Here is a 25,278-nt window from a genome sequence, read left to right on the forward strand (position 1 = left end):
CAAGGGGGAATTTTGAATATTAGTGAAATCGCAAGTAAAACAGGATTAACGGCTAAAGCTATTCGGTTTTATGAAGAAAAAGACTTGATAACACCACCGGGAAGAGGTGAAAACGGCTATCGTTATTATCAGGCTCAACATATTGAAGAGTTAACATTATTGCGCCAAGCAAGAGAAGTTGGCTTTAGTTTAGAAGAGTGCCGAGCTTTATTAATGTTGCTAAGAAACCCTTCTCGTCATAGTTCAGACGTGAAAGAAGCCACCTTAAAAAAAGTGGCTGAAATTGAGAAAACAATTAATGAGCTTAATGCTATTCGCCAGCGATTACTTTTGTTGGCCAGCGAATGTCCCGGTGATGACGGAGCAGATTGCCCGATCATTAATCATTTGTCGGGGGGATGTCATCACCAGAAACAGCCGGTTTAAGTGCAATCACTCGTAAGGTAATACCATCAATCTCGGTTACTGTTACCTTATCGCCTGCAAGTAATGGCGTGTCTGAATAAACACGCCAACTACCATCAGCTAATTTAACGCGACTAAAACCGTTTTCCGTATCTGATAATAAAACAGCATGAACACCAATGAGTTGATGACTTTTCTGATTTAAGTTCTCGGCTTCTTTTGATTGTTTTCTGCGTTTAAGCCAAAGGTGCCAAAAAATAGCACTAATAACTGTTAATATCGCAAATAAAACACCTTGAATAGGCCAGCTAATAGGCAATATCCATGTGATCAACGATACACATAGAGCAGCCATTCCTGACCATAAAAGGTATCCTGCTGTTCCTAGCATTTCTGTAATTAACAGCAAACCACCAAGACAAAGCCAGAAAAGTGCAGGTTGAGCACTAATCCATTCAATCATAATTAATTGCTCTTGTTGCCTGAGTCACTTTTTTTGGTATTGAGTAATTCAGAAATACCGCCAATAGCACCCATAAGATTACTTGCTTCTAGTGGCATCATAATAACTTTACTGTTATTAGCTGAACCAATTTGAGACAGCGCATCAGTATATTTTTGAGCAACAAAGTAGTTAATTGCTTGCATATCACCTTTTGCGATGGCCTCAGATACCATTTGTGTTGCCTTAGCTTCAGCTTCTGCTGCACGTTCACGGGCTTCTGCTTGTAAGAATGCAGATTGACGCTCACCTTCAGCCTTCAGAATTTGCCCTTGTTTCTCACCTTCAGCTTTCAAGATAGCAGCTTGACGAATACCTTCAGCTTCAAGAATATCGGCACGTTTAGTTCGCTCAGCTTTCATCTGCGCATTCATTGCAGAAATCAATTCTTTTGGTGGGCGGACATCACGAATTTCGATACGGGTAATTTTGATACCCCAAGGGTTTGTTGCATCATCGACAATCAGTAAAAGGCGACTGTTGATTTGGTCACGCTGAGAAAGAATTTCATCAAGTTCCATTGAACCTAACACGGTACGAATATTAGTGAGTGTTAAGTTAATAATGGCAAGCTCAAGATTATTAACTTCATAAGCGGCTTTTACAGGATCGATTACTTGAATAAAGCAGACTGCATCGATGCTGACGTTGGCGTTATCACGAGAAATGACTTCCTGAGAAGGAATATCAAGTACTTGTTCCATCATGTTGATACGGCGACCAATACGATCGACAAATGGCACGAGAATTTGAAGTCCTGGAGTCAGAGTGCGAGTGTAACGACCAAAACGTTCGACAGTCCACTGGTAACCTTGTGGAACGGTTTTAACACCGCATAAAACTAAAATAATAGCGAATAAGATGATAATACCAATGACTATTTCCATATACCTGTCCTAAGTCTGCTTTAATAAGAAAGTAAAATTAATAAAGTAAAGAATACACCATACGACGATATTTAGACGCTAAATTATCATTAGTGCCTAAAGCTGATAGAATATCCATCAGGGTTTTCTTAACTTGACCATCACCCGCATTTAGATCTTTTTTGATAAATCTAAAGAGCATCTCTAACGCCTCTTCATTACGAGCAACTTCATGTAATTTTAGTGCAAGTTGAATAGCAAGATCGGTATTTTCAGGCTGTTGATTAAAATCGTTCTGTAATTGTTGAATTTCAGGTGTATCAGCCGCCTGTTTTTGTAATTCAATTTGCGCTAACAAACTATGGTAGTAGCTGTCTTGATCTTGTAATGGAATGGTGATTAATAGAGTTTGAGCTTCTTCACTTTTATTTAAAGAAATTAAAGCACCTGCTAGTGCAAGTGTAATTTCACTATTTTTAGGAGCAAGCTGGTGAGCTTCTTTTAGTAGCGGTAACGCTTCCTCAGCTTTTCCTTCAGAAAGTAATTGTGCAGCTTGTGCCGCTTTCAACTCTTCTGGCTTAGGTAATACGTTGGCTAAAATTTGACGAATTGCTTCTTCAGGTTGAGGGCCTTGGAAGCCATCAACTGGACGACCTTCTTGCAATATATAAACAGTTGGAATAGCACGTAGACCAAACTGTGAGGCAATCATTTGTTCAACATCACAATCCAATTTTGCCAAAATAAATTGATCAGCAAATTCGGCTGCTAGTTTGTCTAATGTTGCGCCAAGCTCTGCACAATGAGGGCTACGTTCTGAATAGAAATACATCATGACCGGTTTCGTCATGGATTGTTCTATAATTTGTTGAATATTTGATTCATTTACATCAACAATATGTGCAGTTGCTAACATTAACTTGCCCCTTTTTGAGAGTTTTAAATATAGATGCGATTTATAAAGCTATTTTATTAATAAGTAAGGGTGGATCCTGAAAAATCAAGCCTTGCCACTCTGGCGACTGAGAATTGCATCCATTAAAATATCAGGTAGAAAACGCTTTAGTATTCTAACAGCGTAAGTTAATAAGGTTACGGGATAACGTATCTTAGGTTTTGGGCTTTCTAAAGCATGAATAAGCTTTCTCACCACATCTTCAGGCGTTAATGTGAAACGACTCGCAATCCCCGGATTTTTTACAGGTTTATCTTTTTCGGCTTGAGCGACATTCTCAGTGAAACAAGTTCGTATTGGTCCCGGCTCTATTAAACTCACCTTAACTCCAGTATGCGCTATTTCCATTCTTAGCGCATCAGACCATGCTTCTACCGCATATTTACTGGCAGCGTAAGCACCTCGACCGGGTGTCGAGATAATCCCCATTACAGAACTCGTTTGAATAATGCGTCCTTCACCATGCGGTAACATTGCGGGTAGAAGTAATGTAGTAAGCTGATGTAAACCAAAAAAGTTAGTCGAAAACTGTTTTTCCATTTGTTGGCGAGTAATGACATCTAATGGGCCATAAACGCCAAATCCACCATTATTAAATAATCCATATAAACGACCATTTGTCAGGCGAATAACTTCTAGTGCCGCATTTTCAACACTTTTTGGATCATCAAGGTCAAGATGAATAGGTTCTAATCCCAGTGTTTCCATGCGTTCAAGGTCTTCACCTTTACGGCAAGCAGCAAAAACTCGATAGCCTCTTTTCTTTAGTGCTTTTGCTGCACAGAGTCCTATTCCACTGGAACTTCCTGTAATCAATACCGTTTTTTGCATAATTTTACAATTAATCTCGTTTAATCTACGTCAACTACTGTCAGAATAGCCTAACGTGTTAAGTAAGGGGATAATGTTTCATCCATCCACTGTGTAATAAAAGGCTGAGCATCTTCATTGGGGTGTATGCTGTCATTTTGCATCCACTCAGGCTTATCAGCGATTTGCTCCATATAAAAAGGAAGCAGAGGAAGCGCATTATCTTCAGCGAGTTTTGGATAGATCGCTGAAAACGATTGTGTATAACGTTTACCGTAATTAGGTGAAATCATTATTTGCATAAAAAGTGGCGTTGCGCCGGCATCTTTCACTAGTGTAATGATGTTTTGTAATGCCTCTTTTGTTTGTGCAACAGGGTATCCCTGTAAACCATCATTTGCACCTAATTCAATTAAAACCCAGCGTGGTTGATGCTGTTTTAATAAATCAGGAAGCCTATTTTGTCCCTGAAAGGCAGTTTCACCACTAATGCTTGCATTAACAACATTAATTTCAGGGTAGGTTGTTTTCCATTTATCAGCAAGGCGTTGTGGCCATGCGCTTTCAATCGGAAGACGGTATCCTGCACTCAAGCTGTCACCAAAGATCAAAAAGGTATCAGCAGCAATTGCCTTAAAGCTAAACATCATCATAACGATAAGGAAAAATGTATGTCGACGGAAAAGGTTCTTGAAGTTCATCAGTTAACCAAACAAGTAGGACAAGGTGATAGTCAGATCTCTATATTGCAGGGTGTTGAGTTAGTTGTCGAGCCTGCACAAACAATTGCGTTAATTGGTGAGTCAGGATCGGGTAAATCGACCCTGTTAGGGATCATTGCTGGATTAGATGATGGCACCTCTGGCAGTGTACATTTGATGGGTGAAGATCTCACAAAAATGAATGAAGAAGAGCGAGCTAAATTGCGCGCTCAACATGTTGGGTTTGTTTTTCAATCATTTATGTTGATCCCAACATTGAATGCACTCGAAAATGTGCAGTTGCCCGCATTATTAAAAGGTGAGTCAGAAAAGCACAGCCATGCGCGTGCAGTTGATTTACTTAAGCTGTTAGGATTAGGTGAACGTTTATACCATATGCCAGCACAGCTTTCTGGCGGTGAGCAACAGCGCGTTGCATTAGCAAGAGCATTTTGCACTCAACCCGCCATTCTGTTTGCGGATGAGCCAACAGGGAACCTTGACCGTAAAACTGGTGATAAAATTGCTGACTTGTTGTTCTCTCTTAACCGAGATTATGCAACAACATTGATTTTAGTGACTCATGACAATGAGCTGGCAGCTCGTTGTCAAAGACGATTACGATTAGTCGACGGACAACTTAAGGAGGAGTCATGATTTGGCGTTGGTTTTGGCGTGAATGGCGTTCTCCTGCACTATTAATTGTTTGGCTTTCTTTGGCGCTGGCAGTTGCTTGTGTGCTTGCTTTAGGGCGTATAGGTGATCGCATCGATAAAAGCATTTATGCTCAAAGTCGTGATTTAATTGCTGGTGATTTAGTTTTACGTGCATCTTATCCCGTTGATGAAAATTGGCTTACAGAGGCGAAGAAAGAAGGATTAACGCTCAGTCGCCAAATGCAATTTACTACCATGTCTTATGCGCCTGAAGGTGATACACCTCAGCTTGCGTTGGTGAAAGCCGCAGATAATTTATATCCACTGTATGGTGAGTTAGAAACAGAGCCAGCAGGCCTAAAGCCTGAAAAAGGAACTGCGCTTGTTGGCGCTAGATTGCTTGAATTACTTGATATAAAAGTCGGCGATAACATTGATGTAGGCGATGCCTCATTTACTATCAGTGGTGTATTAATTCAAGAGCCAGACAGCGGGTTTAATCCTTTTCAAATCGCACCCCGTATTTTAATTAATCTTGATGATGTTGAAGCTACTGGAGCGGTGCAACCCGGAAGCCGCCTGACTTATCGCTATATGTTTGCGGGCGATGAAGCGGTGATTGATAGTTATCAGCAACGCTTCGATCCCCTATTAAAACCAGACCAGCGCTGGAATAGTTTAAAACAAGATAGTGGGGCGCTTTCACAATCAATGGAGCGTGCGAAAAACTTTCTTTTGCTCTCTGCTTTATTAACGCTATTGCTTGCTATATCGGCAGTTGCTGTTTCAATGGCTCATTATTGCCGCAGTCGTCATACCTTAATTGCGGTATTAAAAACATTAGGTGCAGATAAACGGGCATTGAGAAAGTGGATTGTTGGGCAATGGGGAGTGATCCTTGTTGGCGCTATTGTTGCTGGCTCATTAGTCGGGCTTGTTTTTGAGGCAATATTGCTACAAATTTTAGCTCCAGTTTTGCCAAAAAGTTTGCCTGAAGCGAGTTTCTTACCATGGGTATGGTCTGTGGGCTCATTACTGTTAATTGCTTTATTAACAGGATTAAGACCTTACTATCAATTAATGGCGACACAACCTTCCCGTGTATTAAGAAGTGATACCACGGCACCTATATGGCCTCTGCGTTATTATTTACCGATTGTAGGTTTAATTATTGTCGGTGCTTTGACGCTTTTTGCGGGAACAGGTGTTTTACTCTGGTCAATTCTATTTGGTGTTGTTGTTATTGCTTTTCTACTTGGAATAATTGGTTGGCTAGGATTATGGGTATTAAAGCAGTTTAAATTCCGTCAACTCAGTGCACGTTTAGCGGTGACTCGTTTATTACGACAACCATTTCAAACGATGACCCAGCTTGCAGCTTTCGCGCTTTCATTTATGTTATTAACGCTTTTAGTCCTTATTCAAGGTGATTTACTAGACAAATGGCAAAAACAGTTACCAGAAGATAGTCCTAATTATTTTCTAATCAATATGTCAGCGCCTCAGGTTCAAGAAATTAATACCTTATTGGCGAAGTATAACGTTGAACCAACGGATGCATTTCCTGTGGTATTGGCGCGTTTAACACAGATTAATGAGAATAATGCCAAAGAGTGGGCAGATAAACGTGATGCTGGTAATAACACTGTTCGTCGAGAGCTTAACTTAACGTGGCATAGTGAATTGCCAAAAGATAACGTGATTGTTGAGGGAACATGGCCTCCTGAGGGGAATGGTGTTTCTCTCGATCAAGGTGTTGCTGAACAACTCGAAATTAAGTTGGGTGATGAATTAACATTTGTTGGTGATACTCGTGAATTTAAGTCCATTGTTACTAGCATTCGCCATGTTGATTGGGAAAATATGCGTCCTAACTTCTTTTTTATCTTCTCTGAAGAGGGGTTAAGTAATCAGCCAGAAAAATGGATGAGTAGTTTTTATTACAATGGTGAAGGAACGTTAATTACGGCGCTTAATCGGCAATTTCCAACGGTAAGCGTATTAGATACAGGCGCATTAATTCAGCAAGTTCAACAAATCTTACAGCAAGTCAGTCGAGCATTGGAGATTATGGTTGGATTGGTAATGAGCTGTGGTGCGTTATTGTTAGTAGCTCAAATTCAGGTAGGAATGACACAACGACGCATTGAGCTGGTGGTATATCGTACACTAGGTGCAGGTAAATCATTATTAAGACGGACTCTTTGGGCAGAGTTTGCATTGTTAGGTTTAATGGCAGGATTAGCTGCGGCGATTGGGGCTGAGGTTGCATTAAGTTTATTACAAATATCGGTGTTTAATTTCCCTTGGCAACCGCAATGGGGAATGTGGATTATTGTACCTATTGTTGCGGCACTATTACTTTCATTATGTGGCAGTATCTTAGGGATCAGACTGTTGCAAGATAAAGGGCAGTATCGACGAATTCAAGGCGAATAGTTGAAATAAGTAGGGCTTATAAATAGAGTTAAATAAAAATGCTGATGTTATTAAACATCAGCATTTTTTATGGGAAAAGATAAGATAATTATTCTTTTATAACATAAGCATAAATGCGCTTACTGCCATCATCTTCATCATAAATATAAACTCCTTGAAGCTCAGTTGAAAAACCCGGTAGCTGATTAATTGTGACTTCAAGTGCCTGAAAATAGCGTAAAACAGCACCATCCCAAATTTCACCAGGCACAGCACATAAAACACCAGGTGGATAAGGTAAAGCACCTTCTGCGGCAATTCTGCCTGCTAATTTATTTAAAGGTAAAAACTCAACATTACCACGAACGAACTCAATATTAGCTTGTTGCGGGCTTAGTGCTCGCTTAGGAAAATGATTTTTTCTAAACATCTGTTTTTGCAGTAACTTGATATTATATTTGACACAAATATCATGCATTTCCTGACAGAGTTGACGCAATGTATAACCCTGATAACGAGATTGATAGCGACGACAAACAGAAGGTAAGATTTGTTCTAATGGCACATCTTCAATTAAGTACTTTTCAAATTGAACAATCAAAGAGATTAAGCGATCAAACTTAGCTTGATGCTCGGCAGGAGTCAGTAAAAATAAGATTGAATTAAGGTCGCTTTTTTCAGGAATAACACCGTGCTCACGTAGATAATTTGCCAAAATAGATGCTGGCACACCAAAGGATTCATATTCCCCTGTATGAGGTTCGATACCCGGCGTTGTAAGCATTAATTTGCAAGGATCAACAAAGTATTGATTGGTGGCGTAACCTTCAAATGAGTGCCAATTATCATTAGGAATAAAATTAAAGAAACGCTGATCGTGAGCGATTTCATCTGTATCGTGATCTTGCCAAGCAAGTCCATCAACCACTTCAGGAATAAATGGCTTAATAAACTGACATTGTTTTAGTAATGATTTACGAGCTTCGATGCCTTGTTTTACGCAATTCATCCACATGGCTTCACCACTCTTACCCGAATGCATTTTTGCATTGACATCAAGAGCCGCAAAAAGGGGATAAAATGGGCTGGTGGACGCATGCATCATAAATGCATTATTCATGCGCTTATGGTTAACATAACGTGATTGCCCTTTAAGGTGCGCATCTTTTTTATGTATCTGCGAGGTTTGTGAAAAGCCTGCTAATTGTTTATGAACTGACTGAGTAACCAGAATACCGGGATCGTCTTTATTAAGTGTGAGTAACAAAGGGGAACACTGTTTCATCATCGGAATGAATTGCTCATAACCAACCCACGCAGAATCAAATAAAATGTAATCACAAAGATGACCAATTTTATCGACAACTTGTCTTGCGTTGTAAATCGTACCGTCATAAGTACCCAGTTGAATAACGGCTAAGCGAAAAGGGCGCTTATCAAATTGGCGTTCTGGCGTAATTTCTGCGATTTGTTGGCGTAAATAGCCCTCTTCAAAGCAATGTGCATCTATACCCCCGATAAATCCAAAGGGATTACGAGCAGTTTCTAAATAAATAGGTATCGCTCCGGCTTGAATTAACGCGCCATGATGATTGGATTTATGGTTATTTCTATCAAATAGCACTAAATCATTTGGTGCCAATAAGGCATTTAAGGCAACTTTATTAGAAGAGGATGTTCCATTTAAAACAAAATAGGTTTTATCAGCATTAAACACTTGCGCTGCGAAAGTTTGGGCATCATAAGGCGCACCTTCATGAATAAGTAAATCACCCATTTCCACATCAGCATTGCAGAGATCAGAGCGAAATAGATTCTCACCAAAATATTGATAAAACTGTTCGCCTGCAGGATGACGACGGAAAAATTCTCCGCCTTGATGGCCGGGACAATCAAACGCGACGTTCTTTTCGGCAACATAATTCACTAAGCGTGAAAAAAATGGTGTTGTCAGACTCTTTTCATATTGCTGCGCAGCTTCATTAATTAACGTACTATTTTTTTGATGCGCACTTTTATCTGTAATTACAATCCCTGAAACTTGATTAAGTAATTCAGCACTGACTGTATCATTAAGATTAACTGCAATAAATACGGGGAGTTGAAAGCCTGTTTGATGAATGCGAGCTAGTTCGCCAGACTCAATATCTGACAATGACAACACTACTGCTGACACTTGCGTTAGATTAGCATCAACAATATCAACAATCGGACGTTCACAATAAAAATAGTGTGAAAGAGTAGGGTGACACGCCAACTTCATTTTTTTCATTATACTCGCGTTTTTATCAATAGAAGAATTGGCAAACAATATACTTGGTTGTGAATGTGATTGAAATAAATTAAAAGATAAATGAGGTTATTTTATGCATTTAAAACGCATAATTCACCACCTTGACAAATAAGTGAATGGATAAGTTTATGAGAAAATAAACTTATCCATTTTCTATTATTAGCTAATTGAAGAAGGTTTTTCGATATAGACCGTTTGAGATGGAAAAGCAAAATCAGCGCCATGTTTATGCACAATCTCAATTATCTTTAAATAGACTTCTTGCTGAGCTTCAAGCCACTGTGCCCATACCGTTGTTTTAGTAAAACAATACACCATGATATTGAGAGAAGAGTCTGCAAATTGATTAAAATAGACTAACAATGTTTGTTGTGTATCGATTTTGTCATTTTGCATCAGCATGGTGCGAATATCTTCCACGATCACGCCAATTTTATCTGAATCTTCGTAACGTAAACCGAGTTCAGTTTCAATACGTCGATTAGTCATTCTTCCCGGGTTTTCCACACTAATAGAGGAAAAAATTGAGTTAGGAATATAAAGTGGTCGATGATCAAACGTGATAATTTTGGTAATACGCCAGCCAATTTCGACTACTGTTCCTTCAATATTACGATCAGGAGATCGAACCCAATCGCCAATATTAAAAGGGCGATCGAAATAGAGCATGACACCCGAGAAAAGATTACTTAATACATCTTTACTTGCCATGCCAATGGCGATACCACCTAATCCACCAAATGTCATTAAGCCGGATAAGCTCATACCAAAATGCTCACCGAACAATAAAATGATAATGACAAATAGAGTGATTTTAAATATGCGAGAAATAATACGAGCAGAAGTAGGATCACTCCCTTTTTTTATTTGGGCTTTTTCTAATCGATTAATTAGTAAGAAAAACTTTCTCATTAAAATTAATGCAATGCCGACATAGGTGAAAAAATTAATCATCCTAAAAGAGATAAAGTGGAGATTAAAATCGACTACAGCCATTTCACAATATTGGCTTAAGATAAGCACTAAACTACAAAGCAAGATAGCTTGGCTGATATGAATAATAATATTTCTACGACGTTTTTTCTTTTTGTCATGAAAAAGAGATACGACGACAAAACCAACAAAACAGGCTAAAGCTATGCCAACACCTATTGAGTATTTTATTATTAATGCATCATTCATCAGCTTTACGTCTCCTTAGAAAATGCGTTCTTATAATACGAAACTCACTATCTTGCTTATTTAATGGTTACTTTTCTTGCTCACTTGCATGCTGAAATTTAGGATAGACTGGTGGTTTCATAAACAGTGTTACCGCTAAAATCAGTAAAACAGGGATGGTTAAAATCAAGAATGCAGGTGTAAAACTACCTGAAATATCTTTGATTGCTCCAGCAAAGAAAGGTGCTAAACAAGCCAGTGTTGAAATTAAATTCATCACTGAAAATAGCTCAAGGTAAGGAGAGCGGCCAAAATAGTTAGCAAGTAAAATACTTGATGCTAAGAACGTCATGCCATAACCGATACCGACACAAACCGTAAATAAGATCAGGTAAACCCAAGAATTAGCCATGCTTAGTGCGAGCAAACCAATGATAATAATACTTAAGCTTGCGATAAGTAATTTTTTAGGTTCTAACCATTCACCAATAGCTCCACCAGCTAGGCGCGAGAAAGCGTTAATAAATGCCATACTACTCAATAGTGTTGCGGCAATGGTTTCACCAAAACCATTTTCAATAATATGTGCAACAGCAAAACTATTGACCGTGATCCCACACCATAAAAAGGCTGTATAAGTCGCAGCAATAACATAAAATTGCCATGTTCTTAAAGCATGACGAGCCGTCCAAATCTCTTTAGTTTGATAGATACGTTTTGTGGTTTGAAGTTGGCTAATTTTTTTTGCGTGCTCTTGCTCTTTAGTGCCTTCGCGTAAAAATAAAATAGTGAGAAGAGTAACGACAGTAAGTGTGATCGCTGAAATAAGCCAGTGCATTCGCCATGTATGCCATAAATGGGTTGCTAAAAAGTAGATCCAAGGCCCAGCAACACCACCTAATCCACCAATGGTAAAATAAACACCAAAGGCAAAGGACTGTTTTTCAAATAAGCGGGAAATAACATAAGTACCGGGTACGGTAGCCAGTAGCGTAAAACCAATACCTAGCAGTGCAGTACCGAGAAAATAACGTGCAATAGTGTATGTTTCATAAAGAAAATAGAAACCGCTGACAAAAATGATTAATCCGATAAGAAGTGTAAGACGAACACTTAATTTACGGATCAGCAATGTAGGTAAAAAACTTGCAAGACCGCAGGTTAATCCTAATAACGTAAAGCCAAGGCCTGCTTGAGTCCAGTTCCACTCTAGCTCGTTTATCATACTAGGAAGAACAACGCCTAAAGAAGTAAATGTGGTTGCGGTAGCTAAAAAATACACAAAGCCCAATAATATCAGCATACTCCACTGATAAACGGGCCCAAAAATCTGTTGCGTGGCTTGCATCCTGACTCCATCAAATGGGTGCAGTAACCTGAATAATCAGGAGAAAATAGCGAATAACAGACCTCATTATTTAAGGTCTGTTCGTTTAAAGGCTATTATTCTCTAACTTTATGAGTCGGACTGCTAGCTTAATTTTTCTAAAGCCCATTTGATAGGGTACTGATAAGCATCATCAAGCATCAAGCTTAAGGATTTGAGTGTCTCTTTCAGTGGTTGATTATCGCGATGTACAAGATTGAGATGACCCACTTTGCGGACAGGGCGAACTTCTTTTTCATACCAATGTAAATGAACTAATGGTAATGAAAGCCATTGAGGGTTGATATCAGTACCAATCAAATTAACCATTACAGCCGGTTGGCAAACTTCAGGTTTTGGCATAGGTAAATCTAAAATTGCACGTAGATGTAACTCAAACTGGCTAATTGAGGCACCATTTTGTGTCCAATGACCACTGTTATGAACTCGAGGGGCTAATTCGTTAATAAGTAATTTATCACCAACGATAAAGCACTCCATCGCCATTACACCTACATAATTGAGCTTATTAAGGATGGCTGTCAGCATTTTTTCAGCTGATTGTTGTAGTTTTGACGCAGGTGTTGGTAAGGCGACACTCATGCGTAAAATGCCATCTTGATGCAGGTTGTGAGTCAAAGGGTAGAAAACACAATTTCCGTTACTATCTCTCGCACCGACTAATGACACTTCACCTGAAAAAGGAATACCTTGCTCAACAATACATTCACCATAAATTTCAGCAGGTAATTGTTGTTCTTCACCGGGATGAATGCGCCATTGACCACGACCGTCATAACCACCAACTCGGCGCTTCACAATAATAAAGTCACCTAATTGAGTGAAGATATCCGGCCATTGTGTTGGTGACGTTAATGGTTGCCAAGGTGCTGTTGCTAAACCTAGCTCATCAAGAAGTTGTTTTTGAGGCAATCTATCGGCAAGTAATGGAAAAATATCACGGTTTACAAAATTAGTATGACGTTCTAATTCTTTGGTGAGAGCGGTTTCAGGCCAGCGTTCAATTTCAGCTGTGATTATACTTTTTTGATAAGGAACAGCTTCAGGCTCTGCATCTAATCCCACAGGATAAACCGCAATGCCTAAAGGCTCACCGGCTTGTCTTAGCATTCGTCCTAGTTGGCCATTTCCAAGAACACAAACTGGCTTCATAGCGCCTCCCTTGGATCAGGGTTATTTAAGACATCATCAGTTTGTGCGGTGCGCCATGCTGTTAGTGCTTCAAAAATAGTAGGAGAGTGTAATGCTAAAATTTGAGCAGCTAATAAAGCGGCATTGGCGGCGCCTGCTTTACCAATTGCTAATGTTCCCACAGGGATACCTTTCGGCATTTGTACAATAGAGTAAAGGCTATCAACACCGCTTAATGCAGCACTTTGAACAGGAACACCTAATACAGGGACGAGTGTTTTTGCTGCGAGCATACCCGGTAAATGGGCAGCACCGCCTGCTCCTGCAATAATGACATCAAACCCATTACTTTTGGCTTGTTCTGCAAAGCTAAATAGCTTATCAGGGGTACGGTGTGCAGAGACAATCTCAACATGATAAGGAAGTTGTAGTGCGTCCAGTACATCAGCGGCATGAGACATTGTTGCCCAGTCACTTTTAGAGCCCATTACAATAGCGATACGAGCGGAAGAGGTATTTAGACCAACTTGAGAAGACATTACTTAACTGCTCCTGTAAGCATAAAACGGATATAGCCTAATAAACTGAGCATGATAGTATCACGCTCACACGTATAGGAAAACGTTTGCGTAAAGAAAAAACAGCCTTTTTATGAAGAAAACAAGCAAAACAACTTAGAAGGGGAAATGAATAAGTTCTATTTTTTCAGCTGTTACTTTAAACATAGAACCTTCAGTATGCCAAGCACCTAATACACCACGATAATGTATTTCATCATCAATATTAACAGTGTGAATTGCTGGACGATGAGTATGACCGTGGATCATCCATTTTGTATTGAAATGCTTAAAAGTATCAATCACTGCCTGCGGGTTAACATCCATAATGGCATCAGATTTATACTGATTTTCGTGTTGGCTACGTGAACGCATTTTGTCAGCGATGCGCAGTCGAATAAATAGAGGCAGTAGTGAGAATAAGCGCTGAATAAATTTATTATGTACTTTTTTACGGTAACGTTGATACGCTTCATCATCTGTACAAAGTGTATCACCATGCAAAATTAGGATGCGATGCTTCTCAATTTCGAGTACTTTTTCTTGTGGAAGTAAGGTGATACCACTCTCTTTTGCAAAACGAGAGCCAATTAAAAAATCGCGGTTTCCATGAATAAAATAACAAGGTATTCCTGCATTTTTTAGCGTCATTAGAGCTTGAGCAATTTGTTGATGCAAAGGATTCGGATCATCGTCACCTATCCAAAAATCAAAAAAATCACCTAAGATATAAAGTGCTTTTGCATGAATGGCTTGTTCTTTTAAAAAGCGAAGAAAACCGGCAGTAATTGCCGGTTCATGTTCACTTAAATGCAGGTCTGCAATAAAAAGCGTACACATAAAAAGTGAAGCTTATTCGCTAACCGTTACACTTTTAATGACGATATCTTCACGAGGAACATCTTGGTGGAAACCACTACGACCAGTAGAAACCGCTTTGATTTTATCGACAACGTCCATGCCTTCAACAACTTCAGCAAAGACACAATATCCCCAACCATTTGCGTTTTCAGCACGGAAGTTTAAGAAATCGTTGTCTGCAACGTTGATAAAGAATTGAGCAGTAGCAGAATGTGGATCGTTAGTACGAGCCATTGCTAATGTACCGCGGTTGTTTGCTAGGCCATTGTTTGCTTCGTTTCTTACAGGTGCTTTGGTCGCTTTTTGGTTCATACCTGGTTCAAAGCCACCGCCTTGGATCATAAAACCATTGATGACACGGTGGAAAATAGTGTTATCGTAGAATCCTTCTTTACAGTAGTCTAAAAAATTTTCTACGGTTGCAGGTGCTTTGTCTGCAAATGTATTAATCACGATATCGCCGTAATTGGTATGAAAAGTAACCATATTCAGATCCTAATATAATTTTAGCTTTACCCAGATTTGGGCATAAACAACAGTCCCGTTTTTATATCACAGTTGCCTAATTTAGTCAGTATGCATCTTTTTCTAGCTCTACTTTTTCTTGCTAAATAAATCAGTAATGAAAGGAAAAAACACTTTTCGCCAAAATTTAGCCAAATAATAGAAGTTTGATTGTTCACTATCAACGATTGAACCGTGAAAATAAGCGCTAAGCAGAGTAAGATAAAGGTGTTAATCTTGAGTTTGCTTTGTCTGCAAGATCCAATATCCTTATTAATATCATGCTATATTAGTTGTTATTTTCTTTTATATAAAAACGTAATAAACACGTACAGTTGAAAACGGGAACGTCCACTGATGCTAAAGATTTTTAATACTCTCACTCGCCAAAAAGAAGAATTTAAACCTATCCATGCAGGAAAAATAGGTATGTACGTGTGTGGCATCACTATTTATGACTTATGCCATATTGGCCATGGACGTACATTTGTGGCTTTTGACGCCATAACCCGTTATCTACGTTACTTAGGATACGATGTTAACTATGTTCGTAACGTAACTGATGTGGATGATAAAATCATCAAACGTGCTATTGAAAATAATGAAACATGTGAGCAATTAACGACTCGTATGTTAGCTGAAATGCACAAAGATTTTGATGCATTAAATATTGCTCGCCCTGATTCAGAGCCGCGTGCAACACATCATATTGCTGAAATTATTGAATTAACAGAAGCGTTAATTAAACGTGGACATGCTTACGTTGCCGATAATGGCGATGTGATGTTTGCGATTGATACCGATCCTGATTATGGCTTACTTTCTCGCCAAGATTTAGAGCAACTACAAGCCGGTGCTCGTGTTGAAGTGGCTAACGTAAAACGTAATCCAATGGATTTCGTCTTATGGAAAATGTCCAAACAGGGGGAACCTAGCTGGGAGTCTCCATGGGGAGAAGGCCGCCCGGGTTGGCATATCGAATGTTCTGCGATGAATGGTAAAGAATTAGGACATCATTTTGATATTCATGGTGGTGGTTCAGACTTAATGTTCCCTCATCATGAAAATGAGATTGCACAATCAACTTGTGCCCATGATGGTCCTTACGTTAATTACTGGATGCACTCCGGTATGGTGATGGTAGACAAAGAAAAAATGTCTAAATCACTTAATAACTTTTTTACTATTCGAGATGTATTGGCTTATTACGATGCTGAAACCGTGCGTTATTTCTTATTATCAGGCCATTATCGTAGTCAACTTAACTACACTGAAGAAAACTTAAAACAGGCTCGTACTGCATTAGAGCGCCTCTATACTTCATTACGTGGCACAGATGTAAATGCACAACCTGTGGGTGGCGAAGCATTTGAAGCGCAGTTTATTGATGCGATGAACGATGATTTCAATACACCAGAAGCTTATTCAGTTCTGTTTGATTTAGCACGTGAAGTGAATCGCCTAAAATCAGTGGATATGAATGCAGCGAATGGCTTAGCTGCGGTATTACGTAAACTTGCTAAGGTATTAGGTTTATTAGAGCAAGAGCCAGAGTACTTCTTACAAAGTGGCGCTAAAGCGGATGATGCTGGTGAAGTTGAAAAAATTGAATCATTAATTCAACAGCGTAACGATGCTCGTAAAAATAAAGATTGGGCCGCTGCTGATGTTGCTCGTGACGCATTAACAGCGATGGGGATTGTTTTAGAAGATGGTCCTCAAGGAACAGTTTGGCGTCGTAATAATTAATATAATGATTGAGCAATTACACTTAATACGTGTTTAATATAAAAATATCGGATATTAAATATCCGATATTTTTTTGTCTAATGATTAATTTATTGACTAATAATACTAGTTTCTCTTTCGCTATCTTTTTGTTTATCTTCAAAATAATTAATCACATTTTCAGAGAAAAAAAGTCGATGTGTCAAGATAACAATAATAGAAAAAACAACAAAGCCAATCTCTGACATATTTGTTAATGACATCGAAATACTAAGTATAAAAAAGAGTGAAATAGATAAACATACCCATGAAATTTTCAAAAAAGAGTACGCATTTTTACTATTTCTAGCGAGTTTTATCCATGCTGTAACTTGCATTATCATCGTTATAATTAGACACAGCATGATGAAAAACCCCACTAGCATTGTTTGACCACCACCCATTGCCATTGCTAATAAATAGATTGGTGCCCCAGCAACTAATATAAATAAACTTACACCCAAAAATAATACCGAAATAACTTGGATCCATAAAAGTACTATGGGCCTTTCCATAACTTCTCCTAAAAACAGAAATAAGTTTTTATTGGCTTTAGAATATCTTTATTCATTTTTATTAAAGTGAAGTTTATCGAATAAATAGAAAAAATAAAGTTTGATTTAATAATAAACAAATATTAATCAATTAAAGAGATTCTATTTTAGAGTTTTATAACATAGCGTTAATATATTTAATGAAGGCAGTGGTAATTCTACTTAATATTATTCAATTTACCACTGGGTGCTATTACTTATAATTTTAGAGGGGTTAATTCTACATCTGCCATCATTTTTGCTAATTGTTCACGATCGTGAATACCAACATTGGTTTGGCTTACAGCAAGTGCAGAAACAGCTGTAGCAAGACGTAAGGTGTGCTCACTGGTTTGTCGCATCATTAAACCATAAATTAAACCACCCACCATTGAATCTCCAGCACCAACTGTACTTACAACATCACACTTAGGTGGTTTTGCCATCCATGCACCAGATGCATTTACCCACATAGCGCCTTGTTCACCTAATGAAATAACAACATGAGCAATACCTTGTTGGCGTAATGTTTGTGCTGCTTGTACAACATCAGAAAGTTCAGGTAAAGGTCTGCCTGCCCAAATTTCTAATTCATGATGATTGGGTTTAACTAGCCAAGGAGAGGCTTTTAATCCTGCGACAAAAGCATCTCTGCTACTGTCGAAGATCAAACACATACATTCGCTACGTAAGCGTGTCATCCACGCAGTGAAATCATTGAGATCAACGCTCGGGGGAACACTGCCACTGACACAAATCATATCAAATTGACCCGCCCAACTTAGTGTGTCGTTAACAAAGCGAGTCCAGTCTTGTTTTGTGATTTCAAAACCTGAAAAATTGAAGTCAGTCACTTTGCCATTAGGTTCTGTGAGTTTGACATTAATACGAGTACGACCTTCAACCATTTGAAAACGGTTAGCAATACCGGAGTCACTGAATTCTTTTTGGAATCCATCTTGGTTTTCTTTACCTAAAAAACCACCAACAGTAACATCAACGCCAAGGCTTTTTAAAACCTTAGCCACATTGATGCCTTTACCAGCAGCATGGAAGCCAGCCGTTTTAACACGATTAACTTCACCAAGTTCAATGGGATTACTTAAACCAACAAGATCATATGCAGGGTTAAGAGTGATGGTTGCTACTCTGCGTTTCATGCTAGTTCCTTACCTTAAATAAAAGAACAGGCATCGATTTTTGCTGTAATTTAGCAAAGGTAGAGATACCTTGAGTGGGTAAGCCGAGCATAAAATCTCCTGTTAGATAAAGGGCAAAAAAGGCTTAAATATCACAAAATAACAACTAAAATAGCATCATTTGGCTGAATCGTTTCAAATTATAACCTGTAATTTAGTACAAACAATGTTCTTTTGCCTAATAAAAGTAGAAATAAATTAGATCTAAATCACATTTTAGGGCATTTAAACATGAATAAACGGATAAAAGTATCAATAAAAAGGGTTGTTGCTGAAGTTTTACAGTAATGGTTAAAAAGTGTTATCCATATATAAAATAATAACTTATAGCACTTCTTTTTATCTATTTTTTTATAAAATGTACAATTTGCTGAACGGTGACAGGAGATTATAACCATAGATAGGCTTAAAAATGATGATCTAAATTTAAATATATTAAATTAAATTTTGTGATTTTATTTTAATTCAATGAGTTATGTTGAATTGCTTTTTTATAATATGAATAAATAAGAAAAAAGAGAGTGAAAATGCAGATTAAAGGTAAAAAAGTATTAAAAAGAAAAAAGCGAGGCTGATATAGCGACGCTTTTTCAATATTAATTAATTTGCTGATTATTTGCTGACGCTAACGGAAAATTCACCAAAGGTGACCACTTTTCCAGCAACAATTTTACAGCGTTTACGGGTTTCAACTTCACCGTCAACACTCACTAAACCTTCAGCAATGACACTTTTAGCAGCAGCTCCGCTTTCAGTCCAACCTTGAAGTTTTAATAAATCACAAAGCTCGACATAGTCGTGCCCTTCTAATTGAAATGTTTCCATCGATTAATTATTTCCTGTTTCAGGGTCGTGGTACTCTTCGCATGCTTGCAAAGTATTTTGAATAAGTGTGGCGACTGTCATTGGACCTACACCACCAGGGACAGGAGAAATCCAGCCCGCACGTTGAGATGCAGCCTCAAAATCAACATCACCAACAACTTTACCACTTTCAAGACGGTTTATACCGACATCAATCACGATTGCACCCGGTTTAATCCACTCACCAGGAATAAAGTTAGGTTTACCTACCGCCACAACAACTAAATCCGCGTGCTCAACATGAAAGCGCAGATCTTTAGTAAAACGGTGAGTAACCGTTGTTGTACAACCCGCAAGTAATAGTTCTAAGCTCATCGGACGACCAACAATATTTGATGCGCCAATAATAACAGCATTCAAGCCATTCATAGGAATATTACAACGCTCTAGTAATGTGACAATACCACGCGGTGTGCAAGGGCGTAATTTAGGTGCTCGCTGGCATAGACGGCCGATATTGTAAGGGTGAAAGCCATCCACATCTTTGTCTGGGTGAATGCGTTCTAAAACCTTCACATTATCAATTCCGGCAGGTAAAGGGAGCTGAACGAGGATACCATCAATGGTGTTGTCTGCATTAAGCTGGTCGATAAGATTTAATAAATCAGCTTCACTGGTAGTATCTGGTAAATCATAAGAGCGAGAAATAAAGCCTACTTCTTCACAAGCGCGACGTTTACTTCCGACATAAATCTGTGATGCTGGGTTATCACCCACTAAAATAACAGCTAAACCAGGTGCTCGTTTTCCTGCATTAATACGTTGTTTTACTTTTTCTGCAACTTCGCTTCTGATGGTCTGCGCAATCGATTTCCCATCTATAATTCTTGCTGACATCTATGTATCCAAATTATTCAATTACGGTATTGGTCTATTTTGTCAGATCAAGAGCAATCTGTCAGTCGAATACTTGCCATATTTTGACCATATAGTTTGATATCGTTGAAAAATCGTTGACTCTCAGAATGTTGAACGTATAATTCACACCCGTTATCAGCAGTGATTGCTGACGTCTAAGTTCCTCTAGGCGCCCTTAGCTCAGTTGGATAGAGCAACGGCCTTCTAAGCCGTAGGTCACAGGTTCGAATCCTGTAGGGCGTACCATTTAAAATCAAACACTTACACTCATTTTAAATTCTCTACTTTTCTTAAGTGGGACGTATTTGGGACACAAGTGCCAAAAATACTGTCTATTTGCTTTGCATGTTCAGTTAAATGATTAGGCGCTAGGTGAGCATACCTTCTAACCATATCAACTGATTCCCATCCGCCCATTTCTTGTAATACTGAAAGCGGAACTCCGGATTGAATTAACCAGCTCGCCCATGTGTGACGCAGATCATGAAAACGGAAGTTTTCTATTCCTGCTCTTTTTAACGCTGCTCTCCATGCTGTGTTAGAATCAACTCGCATTTTCCTAACGCTTGGTGTTAATGTTCCGTCTGGTCTCTTCTTTGATTCAGTATGAACAAATACCCACTTGTGATGGTTTCCTATTTGTTCCTTAAGAACCTGACAAGCAGTGTCATTTAAAGCAACACCAATTGCTTGGCCTGATTTGCTATCCTCTGGGTTTATCCATGCAACTTTCCTTTGCATATCAATTTGACTCCACTCTAAATTGATAATATTGGATCGCCTTAATCCAGTGGCCAATGCAAATGTAACTACGGATTTCAGTGGTTCAGGGCATTCTTGAATCAGTCTTTTAGCTTCATGATGCTCTAACCACCGAACCCGCTTTTCTCTGATTGTTGGAACTTTGATAACGGGAGATTTTTCTAACCATTTCCAGTCACGTTCAGCAGCTCTTAACAGAGATTTCATGATGGCGAGATGCTTTGCTTTGGTTGCGTTACTGACAGGGACATCAGTAAATGCGGGGATTTCCTTTCCCTTTCTTTTAGCTGATTCCGCTTGTTTTTCCCATCTCTCCCTTGCTTTTCTGTTTACCATCTTATTGATAACGGAATATATTTTTGCTTCTGTAATATCCTTAAGTCGGTAACCTTCAAAGTGATCTAACCAAAAAGAAAGCCGACCTTTATCGTCATCCAGTGATTTTTTGTCTGCTTTCTCTTCAATCCATCGAACTATAGCCTCTTCGAAAGTAACATCAGGGAAGTCACCAAGACGTTCTATGCGCCATAACTCGACCTTTCTTGTGTCGTGCAACTCCTGCGCGAGCTTCTTGTCCTCTGTGCCAAGAGATTCCTTGATTCTTTTACCGCTTGGCGTCGTGTAGTTTCCGTACCATATTTTACCTCTTCTGAATAAAGACATGATTTTCCCTCTCGTGTCTCACCAGCGTTCACTGGTATATTGTGAATTGATTTATTAGCCGCCGCAATACACGCAGCTCTCGTAAATAGGTATGGCGAGTTTTTCTTTGATGGATCCTTTCTTGTGTATGCAATCAATCCTAGCTTGCACCAACGAGAGAGAGTGTCTTCTGATATACCAATATAAGCGGCAGCTTCTTTTCTTGGCATGGTCATCCCTTCCATTTTACCCTCCTATCCATTCTTCCTTTTATACTGTTCATGATCATCGCCGCAATCTTTACTGCAATATGCGCTATTAGGTGCGACCGGTTCTTCGTGACACCAGATGCACATGCCGTTATATGATTTAATTACCGGTTTACGATTTAATAGTGATGCTTGAATATATAATTCGTTTGTTTCATTTGCTGAGTCGACAATGTCCATAATTACGCTTGTCCTGTTTCAATTAAAAAAATAAGTACACATAGAGCTATTAGCCCTGCAAATTGAGTAAATGTCACAATTCACCTATGCTATTTTTCATTCATTTAATATTTTATTGCCGATATTAATTAATTCATCTCTATCGACAGTATTAATTATCTTTCGTGGCTTGATATATGGTCGCCAAATTAAAAACATTGAGCCTTTAGTATTTCCATTTTTAGTTTTATCAGTTTCAGCTTTAATAAATGATATTCTTCCCCCTGTAATTAATCTCACCTCATCAACTGTTTCCAATGCAGAATTAAACCAACCAACAGAAGTATCGGCAGGAATTAACATCACAACAGGTTGCAATTGCTTTTTACATTGTTCGGCGGCTTTATTAATCCATGGCTGAATATCTGAATAGGGCGGATTCACCCAAATAGAGCCATAACTTTCCCAATCGCAATTTAACGAGTTGTCTTTTTCGGTGAGGTAATGAGAACAGAGAGCATTATTTTTATCGGCAGCGGCATCTAAATAAAAACCAAATTCAGCGTCCAATGCTGTGAATAAAGGTAGGGGAGTTTGCCATCTATCACGCAATTCCTTTGGTGTGTGGCTACCTCCGTAGTCAGCTTTCATGTCACAACCTATGCGCTTGAGCTGAAATGTTACCTAACTTATTTCTCTTCACCCATACTTTCATTTTCGGTCTTGTGTAAGCGCAATCAGTGTGACCATTTTCAATAAAATTAGCTATGCATTGACTTGCAAAAATTAATAATCCAGTCTCATTCGGTTTATTTAAAGTTAAATTAACTCTCATCTCTCATCACCTCTCCACAAATAACCTCAACATTCCTCACTGACATTAAATATTCAGCACGTTTATTGCATTCCGATTGTGTGTATAATCCTCAGATATTGGCGCAGCATGATTGTTCATAATTAACAGTAGGACGAATAGCTTCATGTTTATTTTCTCTATATGCACATTTGAATATGTGAGCAATAACATCAACAGTCCAAGCATTGCCGTAACATTTATATGACTGTGAATTTGAGACTATGTTTTCACACCAACCATCGGGAAACGTTTGTAATCTGGCGCACTCGGTAGGCGTTAGTTTTCTATAAGTTACGTTATCTGTTGCGACTTTCGGCTCTCTATGTCCGCCTTGGCATGTTGATAATGTTGGGGCCTTTCCAGCATCAGAGTAAATGCGTTTTATCTGCTCATTGCCTTTAATGTCTGAGGCATTAGCAACATGAATTAACCCGTCCTTGGATTGCTTGATATTCTCTCTTGGTTCGCACGGCCTAAATACTATTTGTCGCCGGCGTTTATTAAAGTATTCATCCTCACTTGCACCACATGCGTAATTACTCATGATGCAATATGACTTTTCTCTATCAGTAATACTGTCATCATCAATAATATCTTTCAGCAAAATACCTTTATCATTGGGCTGACTAACTTCAAAATTAGTCCAATAATAGCGCTGTCTATTTTGTGCTGATAATAATGAACTATTAATAAGAGTTTTATTTACATAACCTAATGCGCGCTCCGTATGCAGTGTTATATATTCCTCAAATTCCTTTTTCATTTTTACATTTTCGAGCATGAATTTAGCATCTGAATTATTTTCTAATACATGACTCATTATCTCCAATGTCGTCCAGAATAACTTTCCTCTTGGGTCTTTATCACCAAGTTGTTTCCCTGCTACAGAAAAACTTTGGCATGGAAATCCCGCGGTAACCAACCACACATTTGACCAATCAATATCCCACTCACGCCAATTATTAACATCGCCTAATTGGATATTATCTGGATAATGAAACTCAGATACTTTATTAGCGAATTTATCTATTTCAGCGATGTAATATTTATCAAATTTAATTCCAGCGCGAGACAGTGCCAATCGCCCAGCGGATATTCCGTTAAACAAACTTAAATATATCATTTTGATTTCCTATAGATGTGCAGAACCCTGTATTAACATGAGTAATACATATCCGATTATTTGCATGGTTATTTACTTTTGAATTAAATCAGCACGAATATATAACGTGTCAGTTGGATGAATTCTATCTGCACACCAAGTTACATCATCACTACGTAAATTAACTGGAAATTCAGGTTTGTTTATCTCCTCTGGCTCGGGGTCAGCTTGTAGCCATATTAATTCTGGTGCGGTGGGGCAATTAATGCTTTCTGGTAAATTATTAATTAAACTCTCGCGTGATGCTTGCCAGCTAATCCACATCAAATCTACATATTGGTCAGCGTAATTTAATCCGTTATTTGCTGTTTCGAATTTATTATTTTCTTCTGCATCATCCATGTGAAACTTAATAAACTCTTCAAACTTCTGTCTTGATTTATCCATCACTCCACCTTAGCCTTCTGTCTTCACATACCAATCAACAAGATTATCAATTGCAGTATTGATATATTCTGATTGCTCTTCTTCGGTTAATTTATCCCATTCATCCTCAGTAATACCCAGGCCACACTCAGAGTCAGAGCCAACCTTATTTGTTCTTGCAACTAAAATCATCTGCTTACTCATATTCATTCCTCTTCATTGCATCCCTGCGAGTTAAATTAGAATTGCTTTCCGCCTTCCTTTGCGCGGTTTTCACGTTGATGATCTGCTCTATGTTTGTTGTATTCGAGTTTTTCAGTGATGGCGCCTTCAATGTCATACCCGAACGCGTGCGCATAATCCAAAATACGAATAACAGCATCAGCAAGTTCGACTTCAGCCATTTTTCGATGCGGTAAGTGATCATCCATTAAATCTTTGCGCTCTCCCTCCATTGCCTCACTGATTTCTGAATGAATAAGACAGAGTAACGTTCCTTTTTCGCGTGGGTTATCCCACCATCCAGCAGATTTATTTTGTTGATGGATTTGTTGCTGTAATTGTTTAATGTTCATATCTATCTCCTGTTGCATCCTTGCACTGAGTAATGGTTATATCCTTTGGTTGAACGGGT

27 protein-coding genes and 1 tRNA gene are annotated in these 25,278 nt (G+C 38.7%); 5 read left to right on the forward strand and 23 right to left on the reverse strand.

What is annotated here, in order from left to right; translation table 11 throughout:
* Positions 1-12: 12 nt before the first annotated feature.
* Positions 13-426, forward strand: a complete 414-nt coding sequence (gene cueR / locus GTK47_RS07010) for a Cu(I)-responsive transcriptional regulator (protein ID WP_075673930.1) — start codon at positions 13-15, stop codon at positions 424-426.
* Here cueR and GTK47_RS07015 read toward each other — a convergent pair.
* The 5 genes from GTK47_RS07015 to tesA form a co-directional block, all read right to left on the reverse strand.
* Complete coding sequence (locus GTK47_RS07015; protein WP_075673931.1) at positions 380-868, reverse strand: NfeD family protein; 489 nt, start codon at positions 866-868, stop codon at positions 380-382. The genes cueR and GTK47_RS07015 overlap by 47 nt on opposite strands.
* 2 nt (positions 869-870) lie before the next feature.
* The gene (locus GTK47_RS07020; protein ID WP_088494787.1) at positions 871-1,794 is read right to left on the reverse strand and encodes an SPFH domain-containing protein; all 924 of its coding nucleotides are present in this window, start codon (positions 1,792-1,794) and stop codon (positions 871-873) included.
* A gap of 37 nt (positions 1,795-1,831) precedes the next feature.
* On the reverse strand, positions 1,832-2,689 hold the full coding sequence (locus GTK47_RS07025) for a co-chaperone YbbN (protein WP_165122562.1): 858 nt from the start codon (positions 2,687-2,689) through the stop codon (positions 1,832-1,834).
* Between the two features lie 84 nt (positions 2,690-2,773).
* Positions 2,774-3,559: an SDR family oxidoreductase gene (locus tag GTK47_RS07030; protein WP_165122563.1), complete on the reverse strand. Its 786-nt coding sequence runs from the start codon at positions 3,557-3,559 to the stop codon at positions 2,774-2,776.
* Positions 3,560-3,609: 50 nt separating this feature from the next.
* Positions 3,610-4,239, reverse strand: coding sequence for a multifunctional acyl-CoA thioesterase I/protease I/lysophospholipase L1 (gene tesA, locus GTK47_RS07035; RefSeq protein WP_165122564.1), 630 nt, complete (start codon positions 4,237-4,239; stop codon positions 3,610-3,612).
* Here tesA and ybbA point away from each other — a divergent pair.
* Positions 4,210-4,896: a putative ABC transporter ATP-binding protein YbbA gene (gene ybbA, locus GTK47_RS07040; protein ID WP_165122565.1), complete on the forward strand. Its 687-nt coding sequence runs from the start codon at positions 4,210-4,212 to the stop codon at positions 4,894-4,896. The two genes, tesA and ybbA, sit on opposite strands and share 30 nt — an antisense overlap.
* Positions 4,893-7,334: a putative ABC transporter permease subunit YbbP gene (ybbP, locus tag GTK47_RS07045; protein WP_165122566.1), complete on the forward strand. Its 2,442-nt coding sequence runs from the start codon at positions 4,893-4,895 to the stop codon at positions 7,332-7,334. Before ybbA ends, ybbP begins: the two co-directional genes overlap by 4 nt.
* Before the next feature lie 88 nt (positions 7,335-7,422).
* On the opposite strand, the gene GTK47_RS07050 is transcribed toward ybbP, so the two are convergent.
* The 7 genes from GTK47_RS07050 to ppiB form a co-directional block, all read right to left on the reverse strand.
* Positions 7,423-9,585 (reverse strand): ornithine decarboxylase, encoded by a 2,163-nt coding sequence (locus GTK47_RS07050; protein ID WP_165122567.1) that lies wholly within the window; start codon positions 9,583-9,585, stop codon positions 7,423-7,425.
* A gap of 180 nt (positions 9,586-9,765) precedes the next feature.
* Positions 9,766-10,788, reverse strand: a complete 1,023-nt coding sequence (locus tag GTK47_RS07055; RefSeq protein WP_165122568.1) for a mechanosensitive ion channel family protein — start codon at positions 10,786-10,788, stop codon at positions 9,766-9,768.
* A gap of 67 nt (positions 10,789-10,855) precedes the next feature.
* Entirely contained in the window at positions 10,856-12,115 is a 1,260-nt protein-coding gene (locus GTK47_RS07060; protein ID WP_165122569.1) for an MFS transporter, read from the reverse strand.
* Between the two features lie 123 nt (positions 12,116-12,238).
* Positions 12,239-13,306, reverse strand: a complete 1,068-nt coding sequence (gene purK / locus GTK47_RS07065) for a 5-(carboxyamino)imidazole ribonucleotide synthase (protein ID WP_165122570.1) — start codon at positions 13,304-13,306, stop codon at positions 12,239-12,241.
* On the reverse strand, positions 13,303-13,824 hold the full coding sequence (purE, locus tag GTK47_RS07070) for a 5-(carboxyamino)imidazole ribonucleotide mutase (protein WP_088494797.1): 522 nt from the start codon (positions 13,822-13,824) through the stop codon (positions 13,303-13,305). The genes purK and purE overlap by 4 nt, the downstream gene beginning before the upstream one ends.
* A 135-nt stretch (positions 13,825-13,959) precedes the next feature.
* Complete coding sequence (locus GTK47_RS07075) at positions 13,960-14,682, reverse strand: UDP-2,3-diacylglucosamine diphosphatase (RefSeq protein ID WP_165122571.1); 723 nt, start codon at positions 14,680-14,682, stop codon at positions 13,960-13,962.
* 12 nt (positions 14,683-14,694) lie between these two features.
* Complete coding sequence (ppiB, locus tag GTK47_RS07080; protein ID WP_006533972.1) at positions 14,695-15,189, reverse strand: peptidylprolyl isomerase B; 495 nt, start codon at positions 15,187-15,189, stop codon at positions 14,695-14,697.
* A gap of 375 nt (positions 15,190-15,564) precedes the next feature.
* Between ppiB and cysS the strand changes: the two genes are divergently transcribed.
* A complete protein-coding gene (cysS, locus tag GTK47_RS07085; RefSeq protein WP_165122572.1) occupies positions 15,565-16,956 on the forward strand; it encodes a cysteine--tRNA ligase in 1,392 nt (463 codons plus the stop codon).
* A gap of 89 nt (positions 16,957-17,045) precedes the next feature.
* Here cysS and GTK47_RS07090 read toward each other — a convergent pair whose 3' ends face one another.
* The 4 genes from GTK47_RS07090 to folD all read right to left on the reverse strand — a co-directional run bounded on the left by GTK47_RS07090 (position 17,046) and on the right by folD (position 20,407).
* Entirely contained in the window at positions 17,046-17,489 is a 444-nt protein-coding gene (locus tag GTK47_RS07090) for a hypothetical protein (RefSeq protein WP_165122573.1), read from the reverse strand.
* A gap of 236 nt (positions 17,490-17,725) precedes the next feature.
* Positions 17,726-18,667, reverse strand: coding sequence for a 1-phosphofructokinase (gene fruK / locus GTK47_RS07095; protein WP_165122574.1), 942 nt, complete (start codon positions 18,665-18,667; stop codon positions 17,726-17,728).
* A 651-nt stretch (positions 18,668-19,318) separates the two neighbouring features.
* Entirely contained in the window at positions 19,319-19,531 is a 213-nt protein-coding gene (gene ybcJ, locus GTK47_RS07100) for a ribosome-associated protein YbcJ (RefSeq protein WP_165122575.1), read from the reverse strand.
* A 3-nt stretch (positions 19,532-19,534) separates the two neighbouring features.
* On the reverse strand, positions 19,535-20,407 hold the full coding sequence (gene folD, locus GTK47_RS07105) for a bifunctional methylenetetrahydrofolate dehydrogenase/methenyltetrahydrofolate cyclohydrolase FolD (protein ID WP_075673948.1): 873 nt from the start codon (positions 20,405-20,407) through the stop codon (positions 19,535-19,537).
* A 190-nt stretch (positions 20,408-20,597) separates the two neighbouring features.
* On the opposite strand from folD, the gene GTK47_RS07110 reads away from it, so the two are divergent.
* Positions 20,598-20,674 (forward strand) — tRNA-Arg (locus GTK47_RS07110).
* 21 nt (positions 20,675-20,695) lie between these two features.
* On the opposite strand, the gene GTK47_RS07115 is transcribed toward GTK47_RS07110, so the two are convergent.
* The 7 genes from GTK47_RS07115 to GTK47_RS07145 all read right to left on the reverse strand — a co-directional run bounded on the left by GTK47_RS07115 (position 20,696) and on the right by GTK47_RS07145 (position 25,219).
* Positions 20,696-21,853: a site-specific integrase gene (locus tag GTK47_RS07115; RefSeq protein ID WP_063073711.1), complete on the reverse strand. Its 1,158-nt coding sequence runs from the start codon at positions 21,851-21,853 to the stop codon at positions 20,696-20,698.
* Between the two features lie 233 nt (positions 21,854-22,086).
* Positions 22,087-22,281 (reverse strand): hypothetical protein, encoded by a 195-nt coding sequence (locus GTK47_RS20480; protein WP_165122576.1) that lies wholly within the window; start codon positions 22,279-22,281, stop codon positions 22,087-22,089.
* Positions 22,282-22,377: 96 nt separating this feature from the next.
* Positions 22,378-22,911, reverse strand: a complete 534-nt coding sequence (locus GTK47_RS07125) for a phage N-6-adenine-methyltransferase (RefSeq protein ID WP_165122577.1) — start codon at positions 22,909-22,911, stop codon at positions 22,378-22,380.
* Between the two features lie 275 nt (positions 22,912-23,186).
* On the reverse strand, positions 23,187-24,239 hold the full coding sequence (gene dcm, locus GTK47_RS07130; protein ID WP_165122578.1) for a DNA (cytosine-5-)-methyltransferase: 1,053 nt from the start codon (positions 24,237-24,239) through the stop codon (positions 23,187-23,189).
* A 72-nt stretch (positions 24,240-24,311) separates the two neighbouring features.
* On the reverse strand, positions 24,312-24,665 hold the full coding sequence (locus GTK47_RS07135) for a hypothetical protein (protein WP_165122579.1): 354 nt from the start codon (positions 24,663-24,665) through the stop codon (positions 24,312-24,314).
* Between the two features lie 9 nt (positions 24,666-24,674).
* Entirely contained in the window at positions 24,675-24,848 is a 174-nt protein-coding gene (locus GTK47_RS07140) for a hypothetical protein (protein ID WP_241256078.1), read from the reverse strand.
* Between the two features lie 35 nt (positions 24,849-24,883).
* A complete protein-coding gene (locus GTK47_RS07145; RefSeq protein ID WP_206535882.1) occupies positions 24,884-25,219 on the reverse strand; it encodes a hypothetical protein in 336 nt (111 codons plus the stop codon).
* Positions 25,220-25,278 lie beyond the last annotated feature (59 nt).

It is taken from the genome of Proteus sp. ZN5, assembly GCF_011046025.1.
Lineage (GTDB): Bacteria > Pseudomonadota > Gammaproteobacteria > Enterobacterales > Enterobacteriaceae > Proteus.

What these genes read in the sequence shown, in the direction of transcription:
- ybbA (WP_165122565.1), top strand. Translation starts at nt 4,210, where the DNA reads ATGTCGACGGAAAAGGTTCTTGAAGTTCATCAGTTAACCAAACAAGTA.
- GTK47_RS07030 (WP_165122563.1), bottom strand. Translation starts at nt 3,559, where the DNA reads ATGCAAAAAACGGTATTGATTACAGGAAGTTCCAGTGGAATAGGACTC.
- GTK47_RS07025 (WP_165122562.1), bottom strand. Translation starts at nt 2,689, where the DNA reads ATGTTAGCAACTGCACATATTGTTGATGTAAATGAATCAAATATTCAA.
- GTK47_RS07075 (WP_165122571.1), bottom strand. Translation starts at nt 14,682, where the DNA reads ATGTGTACGCTTTTTATTGCAGACCTGCATTTAAGTGAACATGAACCG.
- GTK47_RS07050 (WP_165122567.1), bottom strand. Translation starts at nt 9,585, where the DNA reads ATGAAAAAAATGAAGTTGGCGTGTCACCCTACTCTTTCACACTATTTT.
- GTK47_RS07140 (WP_241256078.1), bottom strand. Translation starts at nt 24,848, where the DNA reads ATGAGTAAGCAGATGATTTTAGTTGCAAGAACAAATAAGGTTGGCTCT.
- GTK47_RS20480 (WP_165122576.1), bottom strand. Translation starts at nt 22,281, where the DNA reads ATGGACATTGTCGACTCAGCAAATGAAACAAACGAATTATATATTCAA.
- GTK47_RS07015 (WP_075673931.1), bottom strand. Translation starts at nt 868, where the DNA reads ATGATTGAATGGATTAGTGCTCAACCTGCACTTTTCTGGCTTTGTCTT.
- ppiB (WP_006533972.1), bottom strand. Translation starts at nt 15,189, where the DNA reads ATGGTTACTTTTCATACCAATTACGGCGATATCGTGATTAATACATTT.
- GTK47_RS07020 (WP_088494787.1), bottom strand. Translation starts at nt 1,794, where the DNA reads ATGGAAATAGTCATTGGTATTATCATCTTATTCGCTATTATTTTAGTT.
- purK (WP_165122570.1), bottom strand. Translation starts at nt 13,306, where the DNA reads ATGAAGCCAGTTTGTGTTCTTGGAAATGGCCAACTAGGACGAATGCTA.
- GTK47_RS07145 (WP_206535882.1), bottom strand. Translation starts at nt 25,219, where the DNA reads ATGAACATTAAACAATTACAGCAACAAATCCATCAACAAAATAAATCT.
- purE (WP_088494797.1), bottom strand. Translation starts at nt 13,824, where the DNA reads ATGTCTTCTCAAGTTGGTCTAAATACCTCTTCCGCTCGTATCGCTATT.
- fruK (WP_165122574.1), bottom strand. Translation starts at nt 18,667, where the DNA reads ATGAAACGCAGAGTAGCAACCATCACTCTTAACCCTGCATATGATCTT.
- GTK47_RS07060 (WP_165122569.1), bottom strand. Translation starts at nt 12,115, where the DNA reads ATGCAAGCCACGCAACAGATTTTTGGGCCCGTTTATCAGTGGAGTATG.
- folD (WP_075673948.1), bottom strand. Translation starts at nt 20,407, where the DNA reads ATGTCAGCAAGAATTATAGATGGGAAATCGATTGCGCAGACCATCAGA.
- GTK47_RS07090 (WP_165122573.1), bottom strand. Translation starts at nt 17,489, where the DNA reads ATGGAAAGGCCCATAGTACTTTTATGGATCCAAGTTATTTCGGTATTA.
- dcm (WP_165122578.1), bottom strand. Translation starts at nt 24,239, where the DNA reads ATGATATATTTAAGTTTGTTTAACGGAATATCCGCTGGGCGATTGGCA.
- GTK47_RS07115 (WP_063073711.1), bottom strand. Translation starts at nt 21,853, where the DNA reads ATGTCTTTATTCAGAAGAGGTAAAATATGGTACGGAAACTACACGACG.
- ybcJ (WP_165122575.1), bottom strand. Translation starts at nt 19,531, where the DNA reads ATGGAAACATTTCAATTAGAAGGGCACGACTATGTCGAGCTTTGTGAT.
- ybbP (WP_165122566.1), top strand. Translation starts at nt 4,893, where the DNA reads ATGATTTGGCGTTGGTTTTGGCGTGAATGGCGTTCTCCTGCACTATTA.
- GTK47_RS07055 (WP_165122568.1), bottom strand. Translation starts at nt 10,788, where the DNA reads ATGAATGATGCATTAATAATAAAATACTCAATAGGTGTTGGCATAGCT.
- GTK47_RS07125 (WP_165122577.1), bottom strand. Translation starts at nt 22,911, where the DNA reads ATGAAAGCTGACTACGGAGGTAGCCACACACCAAAGGAATTGCGTGAT.
- GTK47_RS07135 (WP_165122579.1), bottom strand. Translation starts at nt 24,665, where the DNA reads ATGGATAAATCAAGACAGAAGTTTGAAGAGTTTATTAAGTTTCACATG.
- cysS (WP_165122572.1), top strand. Translation starts at nt 15,565, where the DNA reads ATGCTAAAGATTTTTAATACTCTCACTCGCCAAAAAGAAGAATTTAAA.
- tesA (WP_165122564.1), bottom strand. Translation starts at nt 4,239, where the DNA reads ATGAACTTCAAGAACCTTTTCCGTCGACATACATTTTTCCTTATCGTT.